The organism is Bacillus sp. REN3 (assembly GCF_017912555.1).
In the GTDB taxonomy this organism is placed as follows: domain Bacteria; phylum Bacillota; class Bacilli; order Bacillales; family Cytobacillaceae; genus Mesobacillus.
Genome location: NZ_JAERSD010000021.1, coordinates 43,543 through 65,193 on the forward strand (window position 1 = coordinate 43,543; position 21,651 = coordinate 65,193).

Genomic DNA, 21,651 nt, shown 5'->3' on the forward strand with positions numbered 1-21,651 from the left:
AGGCTGGATCCATCCAGTCTTTTTTTGCAGGAGGTCAATTCCATCGGTCACTCCAATGCCTACGTATCCTGTCAGCAGGCAAAGTCAAAGCCGGGAAAACCGGCGCGGCAAGCTCGAAAAACCTTTCTTGTATCGGTCACTGACATAGCAGCTGTGAATTAGGGCGAAGTCTTTCTTTGAGGTTATCCCTTTACGAAAACATATACGTTTTATGGTGGTAGCGAATCCCGAAAATAAGGCCCATCGCCAGCATATTGCCCATGAGCGAGCTGCCGCCGTAGCTGATGAACGGCAGAGGGATGCCTGTGATCGGCAATAGCTGGATCGTCATCCCGATATTCTGGAAGACGTGGAAGGTGATCATGCTGATGACACCGGCGCTTATGTATGTATTATAAGGATCTTTTGTATCGAGCGCTGTTTTTGCCAGATGGTAGATCAGCAGGAAAAACAGGCTGATGACAATACTTCCGCCGACGAATCCGTACTCCTCGCCTATGACACTGAAAATGAAATCGGTATGGCTTTCGGGGATGTAGACCTCCCGCTCGCTGAAGCCTTTTCCGGTGATCGTTCCTGAACCAATCGCCATCAGGGACTTCATTAAATGGTAGCCATACTCGCTCTGATAGCTTTCCGGGTCGAGCCAGGCATAAATCCGCCCGAACTGATAGGTTTTCACTTTCAAATAAATCTTGAGGATTTCAGGCTTCCAGATGACGAGATAAAGAATGCCTGCTCCAAGAGCCGCCCCGCTTCCGTACAGCGGCAAAATGATTTTCCAGCTGATGCCCGAAACAAGGATCAAACCGGTGAAGATGGCAAGGATGACAAGAGCTGTCCCAAGATCCGGCTGGAGCATAATCAGGGCAAGCGGAAGCCCGGTGATCGCGGAAAGTTTGAGAAACAGGAGAAGGTCTGAGCGGATCGTTTTCATGCTATATTTTTCATGATGCAAAAAAATCACCTTGCTGAGGGCAAGGATCAGGAAGACCTTCATGAATTCTGATGGCTGGATGGAGCCGACTGGTTCGATGAAAAACCAGCTTTTCGCGCCATTGCGCTCTTCTGCGATGCTCGATGGCGCAAAATGGAGGAAGAAGAGCAAGAATACCCCAAAGCCGTATAGATACCATGAAAGCCTCCGATATTGTTCACTGTCGAACATCATCACGACAGCAATGATACCCGAGCCGAAAACATACCAGAAAATTTGCTTTATCAAGAAATTCCCGCCATATTGATCTGTCTGCTGGGCGCTGTAGATCGCCGCGCAACTGACAATAAACAGCAGTAGGAGGATGAATGCGAGCGTCCAGTCGAACCGCTCAGGCTTTTTTGTTACTTTATCCATTTAAAACACACCTTGCTTATTTCATGCTATCGACTAACATTTCCCCGGACGATTAGAAATATGATCTTATGATAAATAGACGAACTATGAACAATAAAGTTCCAATTTAAATTACGAAATCCTAAGGGCTGCTGACGGAAGCAGAAAAAAGATATTTTTCTATTTTTTTGATAGAATAGAAAGAGTATGTTCTGTAAGGAAGTGGAAACATTGGAAGCGCGGTTTCCTTTCCTGTCTCATCCAAGAAATTGTCCGGGAGGTTTTGCCTTTGAAAAAGACCCATCCATATTATCGGGATTCGATTTATGTCCATCTGAATGACCGCGATCAATATGTCGTTTCGTCGGGAATAGAATTTTTTGAATTTGCAAGCTCAATTGGAGATTCACTTAACAACCTATTGCTGCTCGAGCATAAATATGATGATGGCGATTTCAACAGGCACACCTTATTCGACTATGTTCCGGAAGACAGGATCCACAAGCTTTCTGCTGAAAATGTAAGTGCCTATGGTGATTTTTGCTGGATCGATTTCGAGGAAGTGGAGGCATTGAATGTCCTGACGGGGCAGGAAATTGCCGAACTCCTTTATCTCGGCCATATCAAGCATCATCTTAAGCTGCCATTCTATAATCATCTGGGCAACCGGTTTGCCTACCTGGCCAGGGAGGATGGCTGGCTGAATAAAATTTATTACCGGAATTTCAACGATTTTTTCCGGATGCTTGGCAATGTCCTTGCCGGTAAAATGGGAGAACTGAAGCCAGAGAAAACTTTGCTCGGCATCAAGAAAAAGAAGCTGTATCCTGCTGTCAGCAAGGAAATTCTAAAGGCATTGATGCCCGCCTTGAAGGAAGGAGCGGTGTTTTCGCTGAGGAAAGTCCAGCAAAACCGCAACCGGCTCGAAATCCCAATCTGGATCATCGGTGATTTTACCGATATGGATGATATGCATGATGAATTCAAAGTAGCCAGCAAAGGCGAGCCCCATGGCAAATTGGTATATGATAAAAAGCTGAAAGAATGGAGCCTGCTGTCGCAGTGAATTCAGCCGATTGCTGCTGAAATATATGATTTGAACAGGAAATTTTGAAGCATTTTTCGTCTCTTCGTGTATAATTGGATTAGCGGAAATTACATATGGAAATGAACCGGGTGTCTTTTCGAAGACTTAAAAGGGAAGTTGGTGGAAGTCCAACGCGGTCCCGCCACTGTAAATGGGAACATGCAGCACAATGCCACTGTCGGAAGTACGGGAAGGCGCTGCATGCGATTACCCATGAGCCAGGAGACCTGCCTGTTCATTGCACCAGAAAGCCTACGAGGATAGGAAGGTGCCGATAGGCTCTATATCTTTTGGCTATTGAAAAGATTCGCTTACTCGGACATCTCCTCTTCTGACGGAGATGTTTTTTTATGAGGAAGGCTAAGTTAAAGGCCTGAGTTATTTGAATCCTGTTGGTTGGAGCGCAAAGGGCTAAGCGCTGAAGCTGGACCGGCTCCCTGCCACGTCCGCGGAAAGCTTTGTGCCAGGACCGGGAAATCACCAGTCACATTTTTTACATTGCCATCCGGCAAAATGGAGGAGAAACAATTGAAGAAGCTGAATGTATTACTGTTAATCATGATGGCCGTCGCGCTTGTGCTTGCCGGCTGCAAAGGTGCGCAGTCCGGGAAAGAGGAAGACGCAGGAGGCGGCAAAGCGTCTTTGGAAGAAAAGGCCGGCTTCCCGGTAAAAGTCAAAGATGCACTGGATAAGGAAGTTGCCATCGAGGAAAAACCCGGAAGAATCATTTCGCTCATCCCGAGCAATACAGAAATCGTCTATGCCTTGGATCATGGGGAAGCGATCACTGGAGTGACCGATTTCGATAATTACCCGGAGGAAGCGGCGAAGAAAGAGAAAATTGGCGGCATGGAGATCAATATCGAGAAGATGATTTCCCTGAAACCGGATCTTGTACTTGCCCACGAATCGACAGCAGATAGCGTGAAGGCTGGTTTGCAGCAGCTCGAGGACGCCGGCATCGATGTCGTGGTCGTCAATGATGCCCAGTCCTTCGATGAAGTGTACGAATCAATCAGGATGATTGGGAGTTCGATTGGCGAACCGGAAAAAGCAGACAAGCTGATTGAGGACATGAAAAACCAATTCGCTGACTTGAAAAAACAGGCGGAAGCTGTGAAGGAGCAAAAGACAGTATTCGTGGAAGTAGCGCCAGAGCCGGAAATTTACACAGCAGGGAAACATACGTTCATCGATGACATGCTGTCGTTGATTGGCGCCAGGAATGCTGCATCTGATATGGAAGGCTGGGCGAAAGTCGACCAGGAGGCAATGGTCGAGCGCGATCCAGACGTCATTATCACAACCTATGGTTACTATACGGAAAAACCGACCGAGCAGGTGCTAAGCCGCAAAGGCTGGAATCAAGTGAAAGCAGTCAAGGACAAGCAGGTTCACGATGTCCACTCCGATCTCGTTACCCGCTCCGGCCCAAGGCTTGCAGAAGGAGCAGAGGAGCTTGCAAAAGCCATATACCCGGACATTTTTAAATAAGAAGAGTGTTGCCTATATCGCTGCCTCATCCTTCCTGGTGACAGCCATGCTGCTCGGGATTTCTATTGGGACGGTCTCCATTCCGGTGCCTGCTATCATCAGGATCATTGGCGCTGGAATATTCGGCATGCAGGGCGAGGGGATCGATCCGATGCAGACAAGCATCGTGATGGAAATCAGGCTGCCGCGCGTTATTCTCGCAGGGCTGGTCGGCGCATCTCTAGCGGTTGCGGGCGCCGCATTCCAGGGGCTTTTGAGGAACCCGCTTGCAGATCCTTATACTTTGGGAGTGTCTTCGGGAGCTTCGATTGGCGCGGTCATCACCTTATTCTTCGGCATCTCCCTGCCTGTCGTCCAATCCTTTACTTTGCCGGTGCTGAGCATCTTGTTCGCCTTCGCGACCGTCCTGTTCGTGCTGTTTTTCGCACGGCGGGTCGACAGGCTGATGAGGGTCGAAACGATTATCCTTACCGGCATCATATTAAGTTCTTTCTTGGGGGCCTTCATCTCCTTGATGATTGCGCTCTCAGGAGAGGAATTAAGGCAGATCATCGGCTGGCTGCTTGGCAGTGTGTCAATGAGAGGCTGGGAATATATAAAAATCATTTTACCATTTTTAATCATAGGATCCATCATCTTATTCGCGAATACAAGGGAATTGAATGCGATGTCCTTCGGAGAAGAGCGGGCCCAGCATTTAGGTGTCAATGTCGAAAAACGGAAGCTGATGATCCTGCTTTCCGGATCGCTGTTGACCGGGTCAGCAGTAGCGGTTTCGGGGACAATTGGTTTTGTAGGGCTAGTCATTCCCCATTTGGCCAGGATATTGTGGGGCCCAGACCATAAGCATTTGCTTCCGCTGTCCGTGCTGGTCGGGAGCGGTTTCCTGATCCTCGCTGATCTTGTCTCGAGGACGATCATCGCTCCGTCCGAGCTGCCGATTGGGGTCATTACCGCCTTGATTGGCGCGCCGGTATTCGCGCTGATTTTGATGAGAAATCGCAGGGAAAGAAGTGCTGGCTGATGATAAGAGTTGATGAACTGACGGGCGGCTATCTGGGAGCAGAGGTGTTGAAGGGCCTTTCTTTTGAAGTGGAAAAAGGGGAGCTTTTCGGCGTCCTGGGTCCGAATGGAAGCGGAAAGACGACGCTGTTGAAAATGATCAGCGGTGCATTGAATGCCCATTCTGGATTGATCGAACTTGACGGTCGCCCGCTAGAGGATTACACACCAAAGGAACTTGCCAGGCTGATGGCCGTCCTCCCCCAGCATTCAGATCAGGCCTTTCCCTATTCCGTTAAAGAAACGGTGGAGCTTGGCCGCTACGCCCACCAGAAGGGCTGGTTCAACAGCTGGCGCGCAGAGGATGAACGAATCGTCCATGAAGTGATGGAGCAGACAGGTATCCTCCATCTTCAGGAAAAATCGATCGTCGAGCTTTCCGGCGGGGAAAAGCAGAGGGTGTTCCTTGCCCAGGCGCTGGCACAGCAGCCAAAGATCCTCCTGCTTGATGAACCGACGAACCACCTCGATCTGTCGTTCCAGAAGGAACTGCTCGATTTGCTGAAAAAATGGACGGCTGCCCAGGGGCTGACCGTTGTTTCGATTTTCCATGACTTGAACCTGGCGTCGTTATACTGTGACAGGCTTCTGCTCATGGAAAATGGGGAAATTCTGATTGTGGATACGCCAGCTGAAGTTTTAAAAGAGGAACGGATCAAAAATGTATACCAAACCGAGATCAAGAACCATCCGCATCCCGAGGTTGCCAAGCCGCAGCTGCTGTTGATTCCTGAAGGGAAAAATACGTCCGTAAAGGAAATGAAAATAGGCCCTGGAGTCCTGGATATCCTGGATGACCGGATCGTGATCCAGTCGCCGATTCCGCTGAGGACGATGTCATCAGGCATTACCGGTGCCGGAATTGGCTGGCACCGGGCCTTTGTCAATCGGATGGTGCCAGCCGATTATGATTGCAGCGACCATAAGGCGGAGATGGCGGAATACCTGGTACAGCTTGGCTTTCTGCCTAGTGAAACGGTTGGGATGATGACCGCTGTCCACCCTGAAACTGCGGCTTTCGAGCTGTTCGAGGAAGATGGTCTGTCGATTTTCATCGTTGTCTCGGCAGGAACGGCCCACCGGAATCTTCCGAGGAACATCAATACGTGGCTGTTCATTAATGGCAGGATTTCAGAGGAAGCCTTCATCCAGAGCGCCATGACAGCATCCGAATCGAAAATCAATGTACTGGAGGATTTGGATAGTGAAGATGGCTGGCTCGATGCAGGGAAGCAAGACAAAATCCAATCACCAGGGGTTTCAACGGACAGCCTTTGCATCGCGGCAACCCAGCAAGGCGAGTACATCCCGTATGCCGGAACGGCAGCGCCGCTAGGCAGGTTGATCAGTGAGGGCATTTACTCCTGTACGAAGGATGCGATCATCAAATACCGAAGGGCTTACCAATCCACTATATGAAGGGGTTTTCCGCTGAACACCGAAATGTACTAAAGAGGTGATTGAATGGAAATGAAAATGGGCTATGTCATTCTGTATGTATCCGACCTGGAAAAAACAAAGCATTTTTACGGGGAACTATTAGGTTTGAAGCTCCGGAATGAATTCGGCACCTATATCGAATATGATACCGGGCATACCATCCTTTCCATGAATACAAGAGCAAGCGGAAGGGAAATCACGAAGCTGCCGATACCGGATGGACCAAGGACGGAACAAACCTTTGAGCTTGGATTCGTCACTGAGGATGTCAAAGGAAAGGTTGAAGAACTAAGGGAAGCCGGAGTCCCGATCTTGCTAGAGCCGAATGAGAAGCCCTGGGGGCAGGTTGTTGCCTATGCGGCGGACCCGGATGGGCATTATATTGAGATCTGCACGCCAATTGGCTAAAAAAGAGTCTTTTGGCTAAGACAACAAAAGCTCAGAGTCCATCTGAGCTTTTTGTATATTAAGGAAGCCGCCAGATTCCCAGCAGGACGATATTGTTCCACGTTTCATGAGTTCACTAAATAAAAGAACCGGGTAGAATCACCCGGTCAGCACCAATATGAAAAATTAAGCGGTAACTCTTTCTTTTTTTCGTTCGCTTCTACCGCTCAGCTTGTCGGCCAATACGGTAAGGGCTCCGTCCCCTGTCACGTTTGTAGCTGTTCCAAAGCTGTCCTGCGCAAGGTAAAGGGCAATCATCAGCGACAGCATCGTATCACTGAAGCCGAGCATGGATTCCAGCAACCCGAGGGCTGCCATGACAGCGCCGCCTGGAACGCCTGGAGCGGCAATCATCGTCACGCCGAGCATCAGGATGAACGGCATCATTTCAGCAAAGGTCGCTTCCTGTCCCTGCAGAAGCATAACGGCCATTCCGCAGCTTACGAGTGTGATCGTGCTTCCGGACAGATGGATCGTTGCCAGCAACGGAACCGAAAAATCGGCAACTTTTTCCCGGGCGCCGATTCTGCGGGCGTGCTTCAGGGTTACTGGGATCGTCGAGGCGGACGACTGAGTGCCCAGTGCCGTCATATAGGCAGGCGCCATTTCTTTCAGCATTTTCAGCGGATTCCGCTTTGCGGCAGTGCCGGCAACCGTATATTGGATGAGCAGATACAAAAGATGAAGGATGATGATCATGGCGAAAACCTTGATAAATACACTCATGATGGCAGAAACCTGGCCGCCTTGCGTCATATTCGCGAAAATACCGAAGATGTGGAAAGGCAATAAAGGAATGATCACTTTCTCAATGACAAGTTCAACGATTTCCTTGAAATCAACCATTGCTGTTTGCAGTGTGGTACCCTTGATTGAAGCGAGTCCCAGACCAAGGATGAAGGCGAGCAGCAATGCGGACATTATGCCCATTACAGGGGGCATCTCCACCTGGAAGAAAGGTTTAAGCAGCGCTTCTTCCGGATTCTTGAATTTTTGCAATCCCTGCTTTTGCAGAATGATAGGATAAAGGAACGTCGCAGTAACGAATGCCAACAATCCTGCGACGATCGTAGATATGTAGGCAATCGTAGTGGTAATGCCTAGCAGTTTGCCGGCTCCCTTTCCTAATGAAGCGATTCCTGGAGCGATGAAACCGATGATGATGAACGGGATGGCAAATCCCAGGAAGTTGCCGAATAAGCCGTTGAAAGTGGCAAAGATCCGGATGACGTTTTCTGGGAAAATCAAGCCCGCGCCGATCCCCAGTGCGATAGCCATTACGATTTTTGGCAATAACCCTAACTTTTTCATCTTGTCCTCCCTCGATGTTCAGTTGTTTGTTTTAGGTGGATTATACACGTTGAGGCCAGAAATGTTAAGGGATTTCGGATTTTACAGAATTATTATTTTTTTTAACATAGCATATTCCCCATTAATTATGGGAAGTTTTCCTGTAAATGTTAGATGATTGCCTGAACGGACCGGTTTTAAATCAAGCCAGAGGTTTCATACATTTTAGAGAGGAAATAGTAAAGCTGGGGAAGTTATATTAAAAATTTATGACATTTCCTCTCTTGAAAAATAAAGTGGTAAAATAAACGAGGATGAAAATTATTGGAGGGCTATTTAGATGAAGACTAGAATTGGGCTGCTGTATGGCGGCAAATCGGCTGAACATAAAGTATCCATGCAGACAGCGCTGGCTGTGACGAAAGCATTGGATTTTGGCAAATTCGAAATATATCCTATATACATAACGGAGGATGGCGAATGGATGAAGGGACCGCAGTTGCAGGCACCTCCTGAAAACATCAAGGCGCTTGAGATCGGAAATGGCTCGAACCTGCCATCTCCTTCTTTTGCACCGGCATTGTTCAAGTCGGGCGACGCGGAGTCAGATCAGCCGCTTGATGTGATCTTTCCGCTGCTCCATGGACCGAATGGAGAAGATGGAACTGTCCAGGGGCTATTGGAACTGCTGAACCTTCCTTATGTCGGCAATGGTGTCCTTGCCTCGGCGGCGGGGATGGACAAAATCGTTATGAAGAATATCTTTGCCCAGGCCGGCTTGCCTCAGGTGGATTATGTGTTTGCCCTGCGGAGCGAGTGGGAAAAGGACAGCGAAAGGGCATACAAACTAGTGGAAGAAAAAATCGGCTACCCATGCTTCGTCAAGCCGGCGAACCTGGGGTCCAGTGTTGGGATCAACAAGGCGGCCAATAAGCGGGAACTCGAGGCTGCGTTCAAGGATGCATTCCAGTTCGACCGAAAGATCATCATCGAGCAAGGCGTCACAGCCCGGGAGATCGAAATCGGCGTCCTCGGCAATGAAGAGCCTGAATGCTCCGTAGTCGGCGAGATTGTTCCGAAAAAAGATTTCTATGATTACAAAGCAAAGTATGAAGATGGCGATACAGCAATGATCATCCCTGCCGAAATTACCGAGCAGCAATATGAAGAGATCAAAGAGATGGCGGTCAAGGCTTTCAAATCGCTTGATTGCTCGGGACTTGTCAGGGCGGATTTCTTCCTGACAAAGGATGGACAGCTGTTGATCAATGAAGTCAACACGATGCCTGGCTTCACGCCATTCAGTATGTTCCCGCTTTTGTGGAAGCATACGGGAGTGGATTATCCAGAGCTGATCGAAAAGCTGGTAAATCTCGCAATAGAACGCCATACTGAAAAACAAAAGATAAAGTACACATTTTAAATCAACACCATTGGGGAAACACGGCAGACTGGGCATCCATGCTTTTGTGCGCCGTGTTCCTTCATTTCTGTCGTCCATGGGAGGAAAGTAGCATGATTCAAAAAACGCTGAACGAAATGGCCAGGATGGCCGGAGGAACCGTTAACAATCCAGGTGAATTCGGGAATGTCACCGTCACGGGCGTCACAATCGATACAAGAAAATTGGAAAAGGGAAATTTGTTTGTTCCTTTCAGGGGGGAACATACCGACGGGCACAAATTCGTCGCACAGGCGATCGAAAAGGGAGCGAGAGCTGCATTATGGCAGAAGGATGTTCCGAATCCGCCTGAGGATTTGCCAATCATCCTTGTCGATGATCCGACAGCGGCATTGCAGGAGCTGGCCAGAAGCTACCGCGACTCTCTTGATGTGAAAGTTGTCGGGATCACGGGAAGCAATGGAAAAACAACGACAAAGGATATGACAGCGAGCCTGCTGTCGCTAAAATACAAGGTCCAGAAAACGGAAGGCAATTTCAACAACCATCTTGGGCTTCCGCTGACAATCCTCCGCCTCGAAGAAGACACGGAGGTGGCTGTGCTTGAAATGGGGATGAGCAGCAAAGGTGAGATCGAGTTTTTAACGGAGCTTGCCCGGCCGAATGCAGTGATCATCACGAACATTGGCGAATCGCATCTGCTTGACCTTGGGTCCAGGGAAGCGATTGCCGATGCGAAGCTGGAAATCATCAACGGCTTGCAGGAAAATGGCCTGATCATTTTTCATGGCGATGAACCGCTTCTGCAGGAAAGGCTGAAGGGGTACAAGGGGACTGCCCAGCTTAAGACCTTCGGAGCCAGCGAAAGCAATGACCTTTATCCGGTTAGCGTTAAGTCGATGGAAAATGGCAACATGTTCGTCACGAACCGCAGCGAGCAAAGCTTCTATTTGCCGGTGCTTGGGAACCATAATATCCTCAACGCGCTGGCTGCGATGCTGGCGGCCGAATTCCTCGGCGTTCCATTCAATGAAATGAATGATGGCTTTGCCGGATTGAAGCTGACGAATATGAGGATGGAAATGTCTGAAGGCGCGCATGGTGAAAAAATCATCAATGACGCCTATAACGCAAGTCCTACCTCAATGAATGCGGCGATAGACCTTGTTGCCAACCTGACAGGTTACAGCCGGAAAATCCTTGTGCTTGGAGACATGCTTGAGCTTGGGCCGCTTGAAGAGGAATACCATTATAAAATCGGCACTTCACTAGAAGGCGGGAAAATCGATTATGTGTTCACCTACGGCAAACTAAGCGCGGCAATCGCGAAGGGCGCAAAGGAAGTCATCGATGAAGACAGGGTATTTGCTTTCTTCGATAAAGAGCAGTTAAGCAGTGAACTGAAGAAATACGTCAACAATGAAACAATTGTCCTGGTTAAAGCATCCCGCGGGATGAAGCTTGAGGAAGTCGTCAAGGCCCTCCAGGAATAACTAAAAAGATGCCCTTTGGCGAACAAAGGGCATCTTTTATTTTTGATTTTGGAACGAGGACATCCCTCCCAATGCCCTGGACAGTGTTCATTATTGGCTCCGCTTCTTTCATCCCTGGGCGGAAGTTCCGGAAACTCCGCTTTATTTTTTTCCGCCCCGCAGCTGACTCCCCGAGTATGATGGAACCAGCAGGTACGAAGTGAAATTTGTAACGGATATCTCATGAAAATAGAGGTTAAATCGTTTAAAATAGGGAATGAATATATACGAGAAAAACGATGGGGATGGTTGTATGATTGGCTGCCTTTTAATCCATGGCTTTACTGGCTCGCCCTATGAGGTAGAGCCGCTGGCCCATTTTTTAAAAGAAAGGACCGATTGGAAAATAACTGTCCCTACGCTCCCGGGCCATGGCGACCAGCTTAGCCTGAAAGGAATCCGTTACGGACAGTGGATCGACCATGCTGAAAGGGAGCTGCAGGCTCTCCTGCAGGAATGCGACACCGTTTATGTCATTGGCTTTTCAATGGGAGGACTGATCGCAAGCTACCTTGCTTCGAAATATCCGGTGAAAAAGCTGGTCCTGTTAAGTGCGGCGGCCTATTATGTGAACCCAAAGCAGCTTTTTGCCGATATCAAGGAAATGGCCAGGGATTCTTTCCGAGGTAAATTGAAAGAAAATGAATTGTACCTTCGTTACAAACGGAAAATCAAAGAAACCCCGATGGCGGCGACCTTGCAATTTCGCAGGCTTGTCAACCAGATCAGGCCGATCCTGCACGAGGTTAAGGTACCTACATTGATAGCCCAGGGAGAAAGCGACGGCATCGTCCCGCCCAAAAGCGCCGAATACCTATATCAACAGATAGGCGCCACCCAAAAACGACTGCTATACTATAAAAAATCCAAACACCTGATCTGCCACTGCAACGAAAAAGACCAACTATTCCAAGCAGTCCATGACTTTTTAACCTCATGAAGCATGGGTGAAGCATGGGGACGGTTCTTTTGCTTCACCTAGTATAGGACATACTTCGTGAATTGCCTTTCCCGCCCAAAAATGATATAATGAATAATAAGTGTCTATGTGAGAAAATCCTTTAAGCGGACATGCTCCAAAGCTGGAGAATGTCTTTTTTTGCTAATATTTCAGGTTCTGTGCTTCAGCGCGTTAGAGCATACGCTGATTCAGCCCTGCTTAATAATCAAGGTGCGAGCACCTATTTGCCGTAACGGTATAATATACTAACCAGAATCAGAAATGATGGTTTGGATCCTTAAACAGCCACTTAAATAAACGAAAAGTGCAGGCACCTATTGCCCAGTCCCGCCGCCAGAGGCTTGGAGCCCGCACTGGACAAAGTGAAATTCGTGAATACAAAGGAGAATGAGCAAAGTTGACAATGTTCGAAGAGATGGGCATAAGCCCAGCAACATTAAAAGCTGTTAAGAGAATGGGTTTTGAGGAAGCCACCCCTATTCAAGCGCAAACAATCCCAATCAGCCTCGAAAACAAAGATTTGATCGGCCAGGCACAGACAGGTACTGGCAAGACTGCAGCATTCGGTATCCCTCTCGTTGAAAAAATCAAGAAAGAAAACCGCAATATCCAGGGTATCATCATCGCGCCGACTCGCGAGCTTGCTATCCAGGTTTCAGAAGAATTATATAAAATTGGCTCCGGCAAGAGAGTAGGCGTCCTGGCGATTTATGGCGGACAGGATATCAACCGCCAAATCCGCGCGTTGAAAAAAGGGCCGCATATCATTGTCGGCACACCAGGCCGTCTTCTCGACCACATCAACAGGAAGACGATCCGATTGGACAACGTTGAGACCGTCATCCTCGACGAGGCAGATGAAATGCTGAACATGGGCTTCATCGAAGACATCGAAGAAATCCTTGCTAAAATCCCTAACGAACGCCAAACATTACTATTCTCGGCCACAATGCCTGGACCGATCCAGAAGATTGCTGAACGATTCATGAACGATCCGCAGATCGTTCGTGTAAAAGCGAAGGAAATGACCGTTCCTTCCATCGAGCAATACTATATTGAAGTGCAGGAGAAAAATAAGTTTGATGTTCTTACAAGGCTGCTGGACATCCAGTCTCCAGAGCTTGCGATCATTTTCGGGCGTACGAAGCGCCGCGTCGATGAACTGTCGGAAGCATTGAACCTGCGCGGTTATACGGCTGAAGGCATCCATGGCGACTTGACACAGGCCAAGCGTATGTCTGTCTTGAGGAAGTTCAAGGAAGGCTCCATCGATGTCCTTGTCGCTACGGATGTAGCGGCCCGCGGACTTGATATATCTGGTGTCACGCATGTCTATAACTTCGATATCCCGCAGGATCCGGAGAGCTATGTCCATCGCATCGGACGTACTGGCCGCGCAGGGAAAACAGGAATGGCGATCACATTCGTGACGTATAGAGAGACATCGTACCTCCATGTGGTAGAAAAAACAACGAAGAGGCGCATGGAAAAGATGAAAGCTCCAACACTGGACGAAGCACTTGAAGGCCAGCAAAGGGCTGTCATTGACAAGATCACTCAAACAATCGATTCGAACAACCTGCAATACTACCGCCAGGCGGCACAGGAGCTATTAAACAATCATGACGCCGAGACAGTCGTTGCCTCCGTCTTGAAAATTCTGGTGAAGGAACCTGATATGACTCCGGTCAAGCTTACGGAGGAAAAACCTTTGCCAACAAGAAGAGACAAGAAACCGCAGGATCGGAGAAGATACGATTCACACAGCGGCGGCCGCAAAAAAGGACCATACAAGCCAAGAACTGGCTCAAAACGTACGGGCGGCAGCAGAGAAGGCGGAAGCCCGAAGTCAAGATCACACCGTTAATGAATGGAAAACCCCCCGGTTCCCTAGTGGAATCGGGGGTTTTTTGGTTAAAAAGGACACGAAGCCGCTTAAACAGCACATAGCAGCAGACGGGAGAATGATGGAGGATCCTATTTATTTTTGGGTACTCAAACAGGGTAAGGAGAGGAGAAACGGGAACGAAGACGAAAGGGCGTGGATTGATCCCAAAGAGGTGCGCGGAAGGAGAAGCGGGAACAATCGCAGCTAGATCGTGCCCAAACGGGTGAGCAGAAGGACGAAATGGGAACAATCGCAGCTAGATTGTTCCCCAACGGGTTCCCGGTAAAGCCAAAAGGGAACAATCGAGACCGTATCCTGCCCGAACGGGTGTCCCTATTGTTTTGTAGGGAACTGCTGGTGAAAATGAACCCGGAAACTGCTGATGAAAAATGAACAGGGTGAGGCCTGCCGTGTTCTTTTTTACAACTGGTCTTTAACATAGCCTTTTATAAAAAAGTAGTTGCTGATCCGGTCCCAGGCACTCGTTTTCCGAATGCTGTCAGGAAGCCTCGAAGCGGGATGCGCCTCCCGGGATTTGGCCCTTTGCCTGTTTCTCCCGCTAGAGTCTCTTGCCTCCTTGTAACTTCTACCGATGAAAGACACCTTCACTTTTGGCACAATGATGATTTCGAGGTTTGGGCATACTACTTAAAAACAGTTGAGGTGTGTGCCATGACGATCATAAGGCTAGGATACGTGGCGATGAGTGAGCAGTTGCAAAATTGCTCGCCGTCACAGACAATGACATTCAAGCGATTCCATGGAATCAAGGACAGGGATGCGGCTATCCGGAAGCTTGAGCAGATTGCGGTGTCAAACCTGGATCATTCCCTCAGGCTCCTTAGGCACAATAAAGCGAATGACGTCCATTTTTACAGGCTGAGTTCAAGACTGATCCCGCTTGCGAATCATGAAGAGCTGTCCGATTGGGATTTCATGCAGGCTTTGAAGGAGCCGTTAAAGGAAATTGCGGCATTTTTACAAGAAAATCCGATGAGGGTCGATTTCCATCCAGATCATTTCGTTCTCTTGAACACTCAGAAAAAAGAAACCTTGAACACCTCAGTGAAAACACTGGCGATGCACTATGCACTCCTCAGGGGAATGGCTATCGACCCAGAGCATCGCTGCGTCCTTCATGTTGGCGGTGTCTATGGCGACAAGGAAAAAGCGCTTGAGCGATTCATAGAGAATTTTGGTTTGATCGCGCAAAAGCTCCAGAAGATGATCATCCTCGAAAATGATGATACCTCGTTCACTCTTCACGATACCCTTTACTTATGCGAAAAGCTCGGCATTCCGCTTGTGTTCGATTATCACCATCATCTGGCCCATCATGCGGATGGAAACTGGCAAGAGCAATGGGAGCGGGTGATCGCAACATGGCAGGATTCGAAGCTGCCTGTGAAAATGCATATTTCCAGCCCGCGGTCGGAAAAGGAATTCAGGGCCCATGCCGAATATGTCGATGTCAACATGTTCATGGAGTTCCTAGATGGAATCAAAGGTTCTATCCCCGAAATCCATTGCATGATCGAAGCGAAAAAGAAAGACCTTGCCCTCTTCCGCCTGGCTGAAGGTTTATCAAAAGTTCCTGGAGTGGAACAGATAGACGGAAGCACCTTCAGGCTTCAATCGTGAACCAGTTCTTGTTCATCCAAAATAGTCCCCAACAAGCCCGCCTGTTAGTATATACTTAAATCGTGTTCTTTAATGGGAAAGCAGGAGGATTTATTGATGACAATTTATGAACCGCAAAAGCGGATTTCAGAAAGAGCCTTGACTGTTTGGAAAATATCCGCGTCGCTTCATTCCCTGCTGATCTGGATATTGGCGGGCGGTTTGATTGCGATTACGATTTTATTCGATTGGCCTGGATGGGTGATTGCCGCTTCTGTTGCTGCAGCGGCGTTATATAGCTTTTTGTTCATCTTTGTAATGCCGGCTTTGCGCTGGAAACGCTGGCGTTATGAAGTCAGGGAACAGGAAATCGAACTTCAATATGGTGTGTTCATCATCAAACGGACGCTCATCCCGATGATCCGGGTACAGCATGTGGACACACAACAGGGTCCGCTGCTGCGAAAATACCGGCTGTCAACAGTGACTGTTTCAACAGCTGCGACCGTGCATGAGATCCCGGCGCTCGATATGGAGGAAGCGGAGGCGCTGCGCACGTCGATTTCAAGGCTGGCGAGGGTGGCGGATGAAGATGTCTGAGCCAAAAAGGCTGCATCCGATTGCAGCGGTTGTCAACGGTTTTCGCCAGTTAAAAGAAATGATCATCCCCTTTTTGATATTAGTCGTTTTCGGTAGCAAAGGCACAAATGAAAATCTTTTTTACTGGATCGGTTCGATTGGCATTGTCATTTTTATCTTTTTATTTGGAATCTTGTCATGGTACAGGTTCACCTATAGGGTCGAGCAAGGGGAACTAAGGATCGAATACGGTTTGATAGTCCGCAAAAAGAGGTATATCCCGTTCGAGCGGATCCAGAGTCTCGATGTATCCGAAGGGATTTTCCAGCGGCTGTTCGGCCTTGTCAAGGTGAAGGTGGAAACGGCTGGTTCAGGGGGAATGGGGCTGCAGGATGGGGAAGCCGTCCTGACGGCCGTCACCAGGCAGGAGGCACAAGAAATCCATGATTACCTTGTCTCAATCAAAAAGGCAAGAAAACGCGACATGGATGCCCAACAAGATGATGAGGAGACGGAGACAAAGGAAGAGATTCTGTATAAAATCACAACCGCTGAGCTCCTTTTGCTTGCCTCGACATCCGGCGGCGTCGGCGTCGTCATTTCCGCTGTGCTGGCATTCGTGTCCCAGCTCGAAGAATTCATCCCTTATGAACGGATCTTTGCCGGGATTGAAAGCTTTGCGGCAAATGGAATAATCTTCATCACTTTTGCTGTGTTCGCGGTGTTTTTGCTTGCCTGGATCATCTCCGTTTTTGGGACGATGCTCAAATACGCCAATTTTACAGTCCGGAAAGTGGACAATGATCTGGTGATTACAAGAGGGCTGCTTGAAAAACGGCAATTTACGATTCCGTTGAACCGCATCCAGGCGGTCAGGATCACTGAGAATTTAATCAGGCAGCCGATCGGCTATGCATCCGCTTATCTCGAAAGTGCAGGCGGATCAGGGCTTGACCAGGAAAGCTCAAAAGTCATCCTCCTGCCGATCATCAAAAAAAGCCGGATTCCAGATCTGCTGGAGCCTCACTTGAGTGATTACCGTTTCCGGGTCAACTTCGTTCCAGCACCGAAGCGGGCGTATTCCCGTTACCTATTCAGAAGCTGGATGGCTGTCGTCCCAATAATTATCGCTCTGACCTGGTTCATCTGGCCGTGGGGAGCTCTCAGCCTGTCGCTGCTTGCGGTTAATGCGCTATGGGCCTACCTGAAATACAGGGATGCCGGCTGGAGCATCGAGGGAGATATGCTTACCTTCCGATTCCGCGGGATCGTAAAAAACACTGTATATATGAGGAAAAATAAAGTTCAGGCTTTCAGCGTCAAGGAAAGCTTTTTCCAGCGAAAGAAAAACCTGGCAACCGTCATGGCAACTGTGAAATCGGGCCATGGGGGCAGCGGCGGGCAGGTATTTGACATCGAAAAAACAGATGCAAAGGAAATGTACCAGTGGTATTCCTACGGAACAGATATGGATCTGTAAAGCACCGGATGATTCCCCGGGAAAAACAAGTGCAGTGCCCCGATAGTTGGATAATGGCCAGCATTTGATTTTCCTCCGGGCCGGCAGGATGGAACCGCAGAGATGAATGCATCCAAGGGAAAAACAGAAGGATCCAATGAGGAAGATGGGCTTCCTTGAAACTATGATCGCCGGAATGCCACGATGAATAGACCGCTAGCGGATGTACATCACGAAGCCATCTGGAAAAACGAAAAAAGCGCCAGCAGGCGCTTTTATTTTTTTTTGGAAAAAGAGGCGGCTCCGATCAGGAATCCAGCAATCAAACCGAAGATATGGGCTGTGATATTGATGTTTGGCTGTGCGAAGGTCATCACGACACCGATCACGGCAATCGTCAGGATCGTCTGGGAATTTTCCCTCGAAAGCATCGCTTTTTTAAAGGTGATGATGGCGATATAGAAGCCGAACAAGCCGAAAATCGCCCCGCTTGAGCCGACATGGACATATGTAAGCGGTTCTAAGGCAAGGGTGGCGATGTTTGCGGCAATGCCAGACGTTAAATATAATAATATGAATTTCGCTTTTCCCAACAGTTGTTCCAGTGCCGGCCCAAACAGGATGAGCGAGAAGCTGTTGAACAGCATGTGCGCAAACCCGGCATGAACGAAAAGCGGTGTCGCCAGCCGCCAATATTCCCCTTCAGCGATGAACAGATTGACACCGGAAAGCAGTTCGAACAGGAACCTGTTAGGAAAGACTGGCAGTGTCGTTGCCAGGTATAATAGGATATGGATGGCGATGATGATTGTAACGACCGGATAAAGCCTTGTGAAATCACGAAAGCTTTCAGTTCTTGTAAACATGGGAAACCTCCTGGGTGGTTATAGTTAAAGGATAGCCTTATTCCGCAGTGGTTGTACATTATTTTCTATGCTGAAAAAAACTTTTTAGAAGGAAGTGGGCAAAATGATAACAGGAACCGGGATCGATATTGTAGAAATCAACCGGATCAGGAAGCTGGCCGAATCCCAGCCGAAGTTCGTGGACCGGGTGCTGACTGAAAAGGAAAGAGCGGCCTATCAAGGCTACAATGAGGCAAGAAGGATCGAATTTCTTGCTGGTCGGTTTGCTGCCAAGGAAGCTTTTTCAAAAGCGCGGGGTTCGGGCATCGGAAAAGAGTTGTCCTTCCTCGATATCGAAATCGAAACGGATCCGCATGGACGGCCGCTTGTGACACTGCCTTTCGCAGAGGGTGTGCATCTATCGATTTCCCACAGCGAGCATTATGCCATCGCGCAGGTTGTCATTGAAAAAATTTGAACAGCCTGGCAATCCCGGGGGCATATTCGCCCTGGTTGTCTCATATATTCATAATGCAGTAGGGGAGACAAGGCTAGGCGGCGGGAACAGGGCTGCGGAAACCAAGTAGGGAGCAATATGCAGCCAGGGTCTTATTCCTGTCCTTTCTTTCCCTTTACACGTTTAAATGAGACTAAAAGGGGTTGGAAGAATGAAGAAAAGGTTGTTGATGCTTCTCGCCGGGCTCATGGTTATTTTTGCTCTGGCTGCCTGCGGTGCGAAATCACAGGAATCTGTGGTTAAAGAGTTGGATGGTACACTTGATGAGCTGAAGAGCTATAAAGCTAAGGCAAAGATGACCTTGCAAATGGGTACGGAGCCGCAAGTATATGAAGTGGAAATCTGGCATAAGGATCCATCTTATTACCGTGTCAATCTGAAGAATGCCCAAAAGGACCAGAGCCAGATGATCCTCCGCAACGAAGAAGGAGTTTTTGTTTTGACACCTGCGCTCAACAAAAGCTTCCGCTTCCAGAGCGACTGGCCGAAAAATAGCAGCCAGGCTTACCTATACGAATCTTTAATCACAGATATCCTCGAGGATAAACAAGCGAAATTCTCGGCTACAAAAGAACACTATGTTTTCGAAACAAAGACAAGGTACCAGAACAATAAGATGCTTCCGATCCAGGAAATCAAACTGAGCAAAAAGAATCTGTCGCCTGTCAGTGTCAAGGTGATGGACCCTGACCGGAATTCTCTTGTGACCGTTGAGTTTTCCGAGGTGAAATTCGATGCCAGCTTTGACAAGGATGCCTTCGACATGAAGAAGAACATGACAGGCGCGCAGCTGGAAGTACCAGTCATGGCTGAAGCAGAGGACGAGGAGTTCACCGTGAAGTACCCGGTTGCGGAAATCCCGGGCGTCACATTACAGGATGAAAAAGAAGTGGCTACGGAGAATGGTAAGCGTGTGGTCCTGACATATGATGGCGAAAAATCATATACGCTCACCCAGGAAAAAGCGGACGTGATGCCAACGATCTCCTCAGCCATCAACATGACAGGCCAGCCTGTAGACCTTGGTTTCACAGTCGGGGCGATGAACGACACCTCCATCAGCTGGACCCATCTTGGCGTCGACTACATGCTTGCATCAACAGATCTTTCGCCGGAAGAATTGATCATGGTCGCGAAATCCGTACAGGCCGATATGGAAAAATGAGATTGAACCAAAAGCAGGCTCTCGGGCCTGTTTTTTTGCGTTAAGCCGGCGGCTGCCTCAGAGGCGAAGTATCAATAAGGAAGGGAGCAGCCTTCTTTACATTACCAGGGAAAAAGCTGCAGATTGCCCAAAAAAGTAGATATTATCCATTTGACATAAGCAGTTTAGGGTTTGATAATGAAAAAATAAAATAGTTTGTTCGGATTGAAGGAAGTGTGTTTTTTTGATGGAGGAACAAGGTTTCTTTTACCGTGATACCTGGGTTGAGGTTGACCTCGACTGCATCCGGTCAAATGTGTCCGCAATTAAAGGACATTTAACAGAAGAGGTAGACATCATTGCGGTCGTCAAGGCGAACGCCTATGGGCATGGAGATGTCCAGACCGCAGAAGCAGCACTATCTGCAGGAGCAACGATGCTTGCGGTCGCTTTTCTTGATGAAGCGCTTGCGTTAAGGAAAAAAGGAGTTGAAGCGCCAATCCTGGTGCTTGGAGCCAGCAGGCCAGAGGATATCAACATTGCCGCCGAGGAAGAAATCATCCTTACCGTTTTCCAGGAGGAGTGGCTTGCAAAAGCGCGGGAAGTATTGAATGAAGAATCGCGGATTACCCTCCATGTCAAAGTGGATACCGGCATGGGGCGGATCGGCGTCCGGACCAAAGAAGACTTAAGGGCGATTGAGAAACTTATAAATGAAGAGCCGAGAATGGAATTCCATGGCATCTATACCCATTTCGCCACAGCCGACGAGCTCGATGACACTTATTTCAAGGAGCAGCTGATATGTTTCAAGGAGATGCTTGGCGCTCTGGAACAATTGCCTCCATGTGTGCACAGCAGCAATAGCGCGGCTGCGCTCCGTTATCCCGAAGCCCAATTCAATGCAGTCAGGGTAGGAATTGCCATGTACGGACTGACGCCGTCACTGGAAATCGAACCAGAACTTCCGGTTGGCCTTCGTGAAGCATTCACACTCCACGCGAAAATCGTTCATGTGAAACGGGTGAAAAAAGGCGAGAAAGTCAGCTATGGCGCAACGTATGAAGCTCCGGAAGATGTGTGGGTCGGGACCCTCCCGATTGGGTATGCGGATGGCTGGATCCGGAGGCTTCAAGGGCAGGAAATCCTGGTGGACGGAAACAGATCGCCGATCATCGGCCGCATCTGCATGGACCAGTGCATGGTGAAGCTGCCATATGAAATCCCTGTCGGCACGGTTGCGACACTGATTGGCAGCCAGGGAAAAGAGTCGATTTCTATCAATGAAATCGCGGCTCGGCTTGAAACGATAAATTATGAAATTCCTTGCATCATATCTTCACGCGTACCGCGTATTTATAAACAGGAAGGCAAAATCATCGATTTGAACAATTCGCTGTTATAGAGCAGGAGTCATTTGACCAAAAATTGACAATCTTGTTCAAATTGGCTAAAAGCTTGCATAAAACTTTATTTTTTTGGCTGATAATACAGAAGAATTCCCGATTTTTATTTGCACATGGCATAAATAATGATAAGATTAGAAATGGT

General features: G+C 48.5%; 20 protein-coding genes and 1 riboswitch. Of the genes, 17 read left to right on the forward strand and 3 right to left on the reverse strand.

The window, feature by feature from the left end; translation table 11 throughout:
- Window positions 1-190: 190 nt before the first annotated feature.
- Window positions 191-1,354 carry an FtsW/RodA/SpoVE family cell cycle protein gene (locus JJQ88_RS16515; RefSeq protein WP_210367137.1) on the reverse strand — a complete coding sequence of 388 codons (1,164 nt, stop codon included), beginning with the start codon at window positions 1,352-1,354 and terminating at the stop codon, window positions 191-193.
- A gap of 268 nt (window positions 1,355-1,622) precedes the next feature.
- On the opposite strand from JJQ88_RS16515, the gene JJQ88_RS16520 reads away from it, so the two are divergent.
- From JJQ88_RS16520 to JJQ88_RS16540, 5 genes are all read left to right on the forward strand, one after another.
- Window positions 1,623-2,399, forward strand: a complete 777-nt coding sequence (locus JJQ88_RS16520) for a hypothetical protein (protein WP_210367138.1) — start codon at window positions 1,623-1,625, stop codon at window positions 2,397-2,399.
- A gap of 90 nt (window positions 2,400-2,489) precedes the next feature.
- Window positions 2,490-2,669, forward strand: a riboswitch (cobalamin riboswitch).
- Window positions 2,670-2,948: 279 nt separating this feature from the next.
- Window positions 2,949-3,914 (forward strand): ABC transporter substrate-binding protein, encoded by a 966-nt coding sequence (locus JJQ88_RS16525; protein WP_481748310.1) that lies wholly within the window; start codon window positions 2,949-2,951, stop codon window positions 3,912-3,914.
- Window positions 3,880-4,938, forward strand: coding sequence for a FecCD family ABC transporter permease (locus JJQ88_RS16530; protein WP_210367139.1), 1,059 nt, complete (start codon window positions 3,880-3,882; stop codon window positions 4,936-4,938). Before JJQ88_RS16525 ends, JJQ88_RS16530 begins: the two co-directional genes overlap by 35 nt.
- Window positions 4,938-6,395: a heme ABC transporter ATP-binding protein gene (locus JJQ88_RS16535; RefSeq protein ID WP_210367140.1), complete on the forward strand. Its 1,458-nt coding sequence runs from the start codon at window positions 4,938-4,940 to the stop codon at window positions 6,393-6,395. The genes JJQ88_RS16530 and JJQ88_RS16535 overlap by 1 nt, the downstream gene beginning before the upstream one ends.
- Window positions 6,396-6,440: 45 nt before the next feature.
- Window positions 6,441-6,824, forward strand: coding sequence for a VOC family protein (locus JJQ88_RS16540; RefSeq protein WP_210367141.1), 384 nt, complete (start codon window positions 6,441-6,443; stop codon window positions 6,822-6,824).
- A gap of 165 nt (window positions 6,825-6,989) precedes the next feature.
- On the opposite strand, the gene JJQ88_RS16545 is transcribed toward JJQ88_RS16540, so the two are convergent.
- Window positions 6,990-8,174, reverse strand: a complete 1,185-nt coding sequence (locus JJQ88_RS16545; RefSeq protein WP_210367142.1) for a dicarboxylate/amino acid:cation symporter — start codon at window positions 8,172-8,174, stop codon at window positions 6,990-6,992.
- A gap of 319 nt (window positions 8,175-8,493) precedes the next feature.
- Between JJQ88_RS16545 and JJQ88_RS16550 the strand changes: the two genes are divergently transcribed.
- The 8 genes from JJQ88_RS16550 to JJQ88_RS16585 all read left to right on the forward strand — a co-directional run bounded on the left by JJQ88_RS16550 (window position 8,494) and on the right by JJQ88_RS16585 (window position 17,615).
- Window positions 8,494-9,576, forward strand: a complete 1,083-nt coding sequence (locus JJQ88_RS16550; RefSeq protein WP_210367143.1) for a D-alanine--D-alanine ligase — start codon at window positions 8,494-8,496, stop codon at window positions 9,574-9,576.
- Between the two features lie 92 nt (window positions 9,577-9,668).
- Window positions 9,669-11,048 (forward strand): UDP-N-acetylmuramoyl-tripeptide--D-alanyl-D-alanine ligase, encoded by a 1,380-nt coding sequence (locus tag JJQ88_RS16555; protein ID WP_210367144.1) that lies wholly within the window; start codon window positions 9,669-9,671, stop codon window positions 11,046-11,048.
- Between the two features lie 292 nt (window positions 11,049-11,340).
- Window positions 11,341-12,027, forward strand: a complete 687-nt coding sequence (locus JJQ88_RS16560; RefSeq protein WP_210367145.1) for an alpha/beta hydrolase — start codon at window positions 11,341-11,343, stop codon at window positions 12,025-12,027.
- A 424-nt stretch (window positions 12,028-12,451) separates the two neighbouring features.
- Window positions 12,452-13,915: a degradosome RNA helicase CshA gene (gene cshA / locus JJQ88_RS16565; RefSeq protein ID WP_210367166.1), complete on the forward strand. Its 1,464-nt coding sequence runs from the start codon at window positions 12,452-12,454 to the stop codon at window positions 13,913-13,915.
- Between the two features lie 261 nt (window positions 13,916-14,176).
- Window positions 14,177-14,329: a hypothetical protein gene (locus tag JJQ88_RS16570; RefSeq protein WP_210367146.1), complete on the forward strand. Its 153-nt coding sequence runs from the start codon at window positions 14,177-14,179 to the stop codon at window positions 14,327-14,329.
- A 279-nt stretch (window positions 14,330-14,608) separates the two neighbouring features.
- Window positions 14,609-15,577 carry a UV DNA damage repair endonuclease UvsE gene (uvsE, locus tag JJQ88_RS16575; RefSeq protein WP_210367147.1) on the forward strand — a complete coding sequence of 323 codons (969 nt, stop codon included), beginning with the start codon at window positions 14,609-14,611 and terminating at the stop codon, window positions 15,575-15,577.
- A 96-nt stretch (window positions 15,578-15,673) separates the two neighbouring features.
- Window positions 15,674-16,156, forward strand: coding sequence for a PH domain-containing protein (locus tag JJQ88_RS16580; protein ID WP_210367148.1), 483 nt, complete (start codon window positions 15,674-15,676; stop codon window positions 16,154-16,156).
- Entirely contained in the window at window positions 16,149-17,615 is a 1,467-nt protein-coding gene (locus JJQ88_RS16585) for a PH domain-containing protein (protein ID WP_210367149.1), read from the forward strand. Before JJQ88_RS16580 ends, JJQ88_RS16585 begins: the two co-directional genes overlap by 8 nt.
- A 254-nt stretch (window positions 17,616-17,869) precedes the next feature.
- On the opposite strand, the gene JJQ88_RS16590 is transcribed toward JJQ88_RS16585, so the two are convergent.
- Window positions 17,870-18,460 (reverse strand): rhomboid family intramembrane serine protease, encoded by a 591-nt coding sequence (locus JJQ88_RS16590; RefSeq protein ID WP_210367150.1) that lies wholly within the window; start codon window positions 18,458-18,460, stop codon window positions 17,870-17,872.
- A gap of 103 nt (window positions 18,461-18,563) precedes the next feature.
- Between JJQ88_RS16590 and acpS the strand changes: the two genes are divergently transcribed.
- The 4 genes from acpS (at window position 18,564) to alr (ending at window position 21,505) form a co-directional block, all read left to right on the forward strand.
- Window positions 18,564-18,917 carry a holo-ACP synthase gene (acpS, locus tag JJQ88_RS16595; RefSeq protein ID WP_210367151.1) on the forward strand — a complete coding sequence of 118 codons (354 nt, stop codon included), beginning with the start codon at window positions 18,564-18,566 and terminating at the stop codon, window positions 18,915-18,917.
- Window positions 18,904-19,026, forward strand: coding sequence for a hypothetical protein (locus JJQ88_RS21585; protein ID WP_282597715.1), 123 nt, complete (start codon window positions 18,904-18,906; stop codon window positions 19,024-19,026). Before acpS ends, JJQ88_RS21585 begins: the two co-directional genes overlap by 14 nt.
- Window positions 19,027-19,107: 81 nt before the next feature.
- Window positions 19,108-20,121, forward strand: a complete 1,014-nt coding sequence (locus JJQ88_RS16600; protein ID WP_210367152.1) for a LolA family protein — start codon at window positions 19,108-19,110, stop codon at window positions 20,119-20,121.
- 226 nt (window positions 20,122-20,347) lie between these two features.
- On the forward strand, window positions 20,348-21,505 hold the full coding sequence (gene alr, locus JJQ88_RS16605) for an alanine racemase (RefSeq protein WP_210367167.1): 1,158 nt from the start codon (window positions 20,348-20,350) through the stop codon (window positions 21,503-21,505).
- Window positions 21,506-21,651 lie beyond the last annotated feature (146 nt).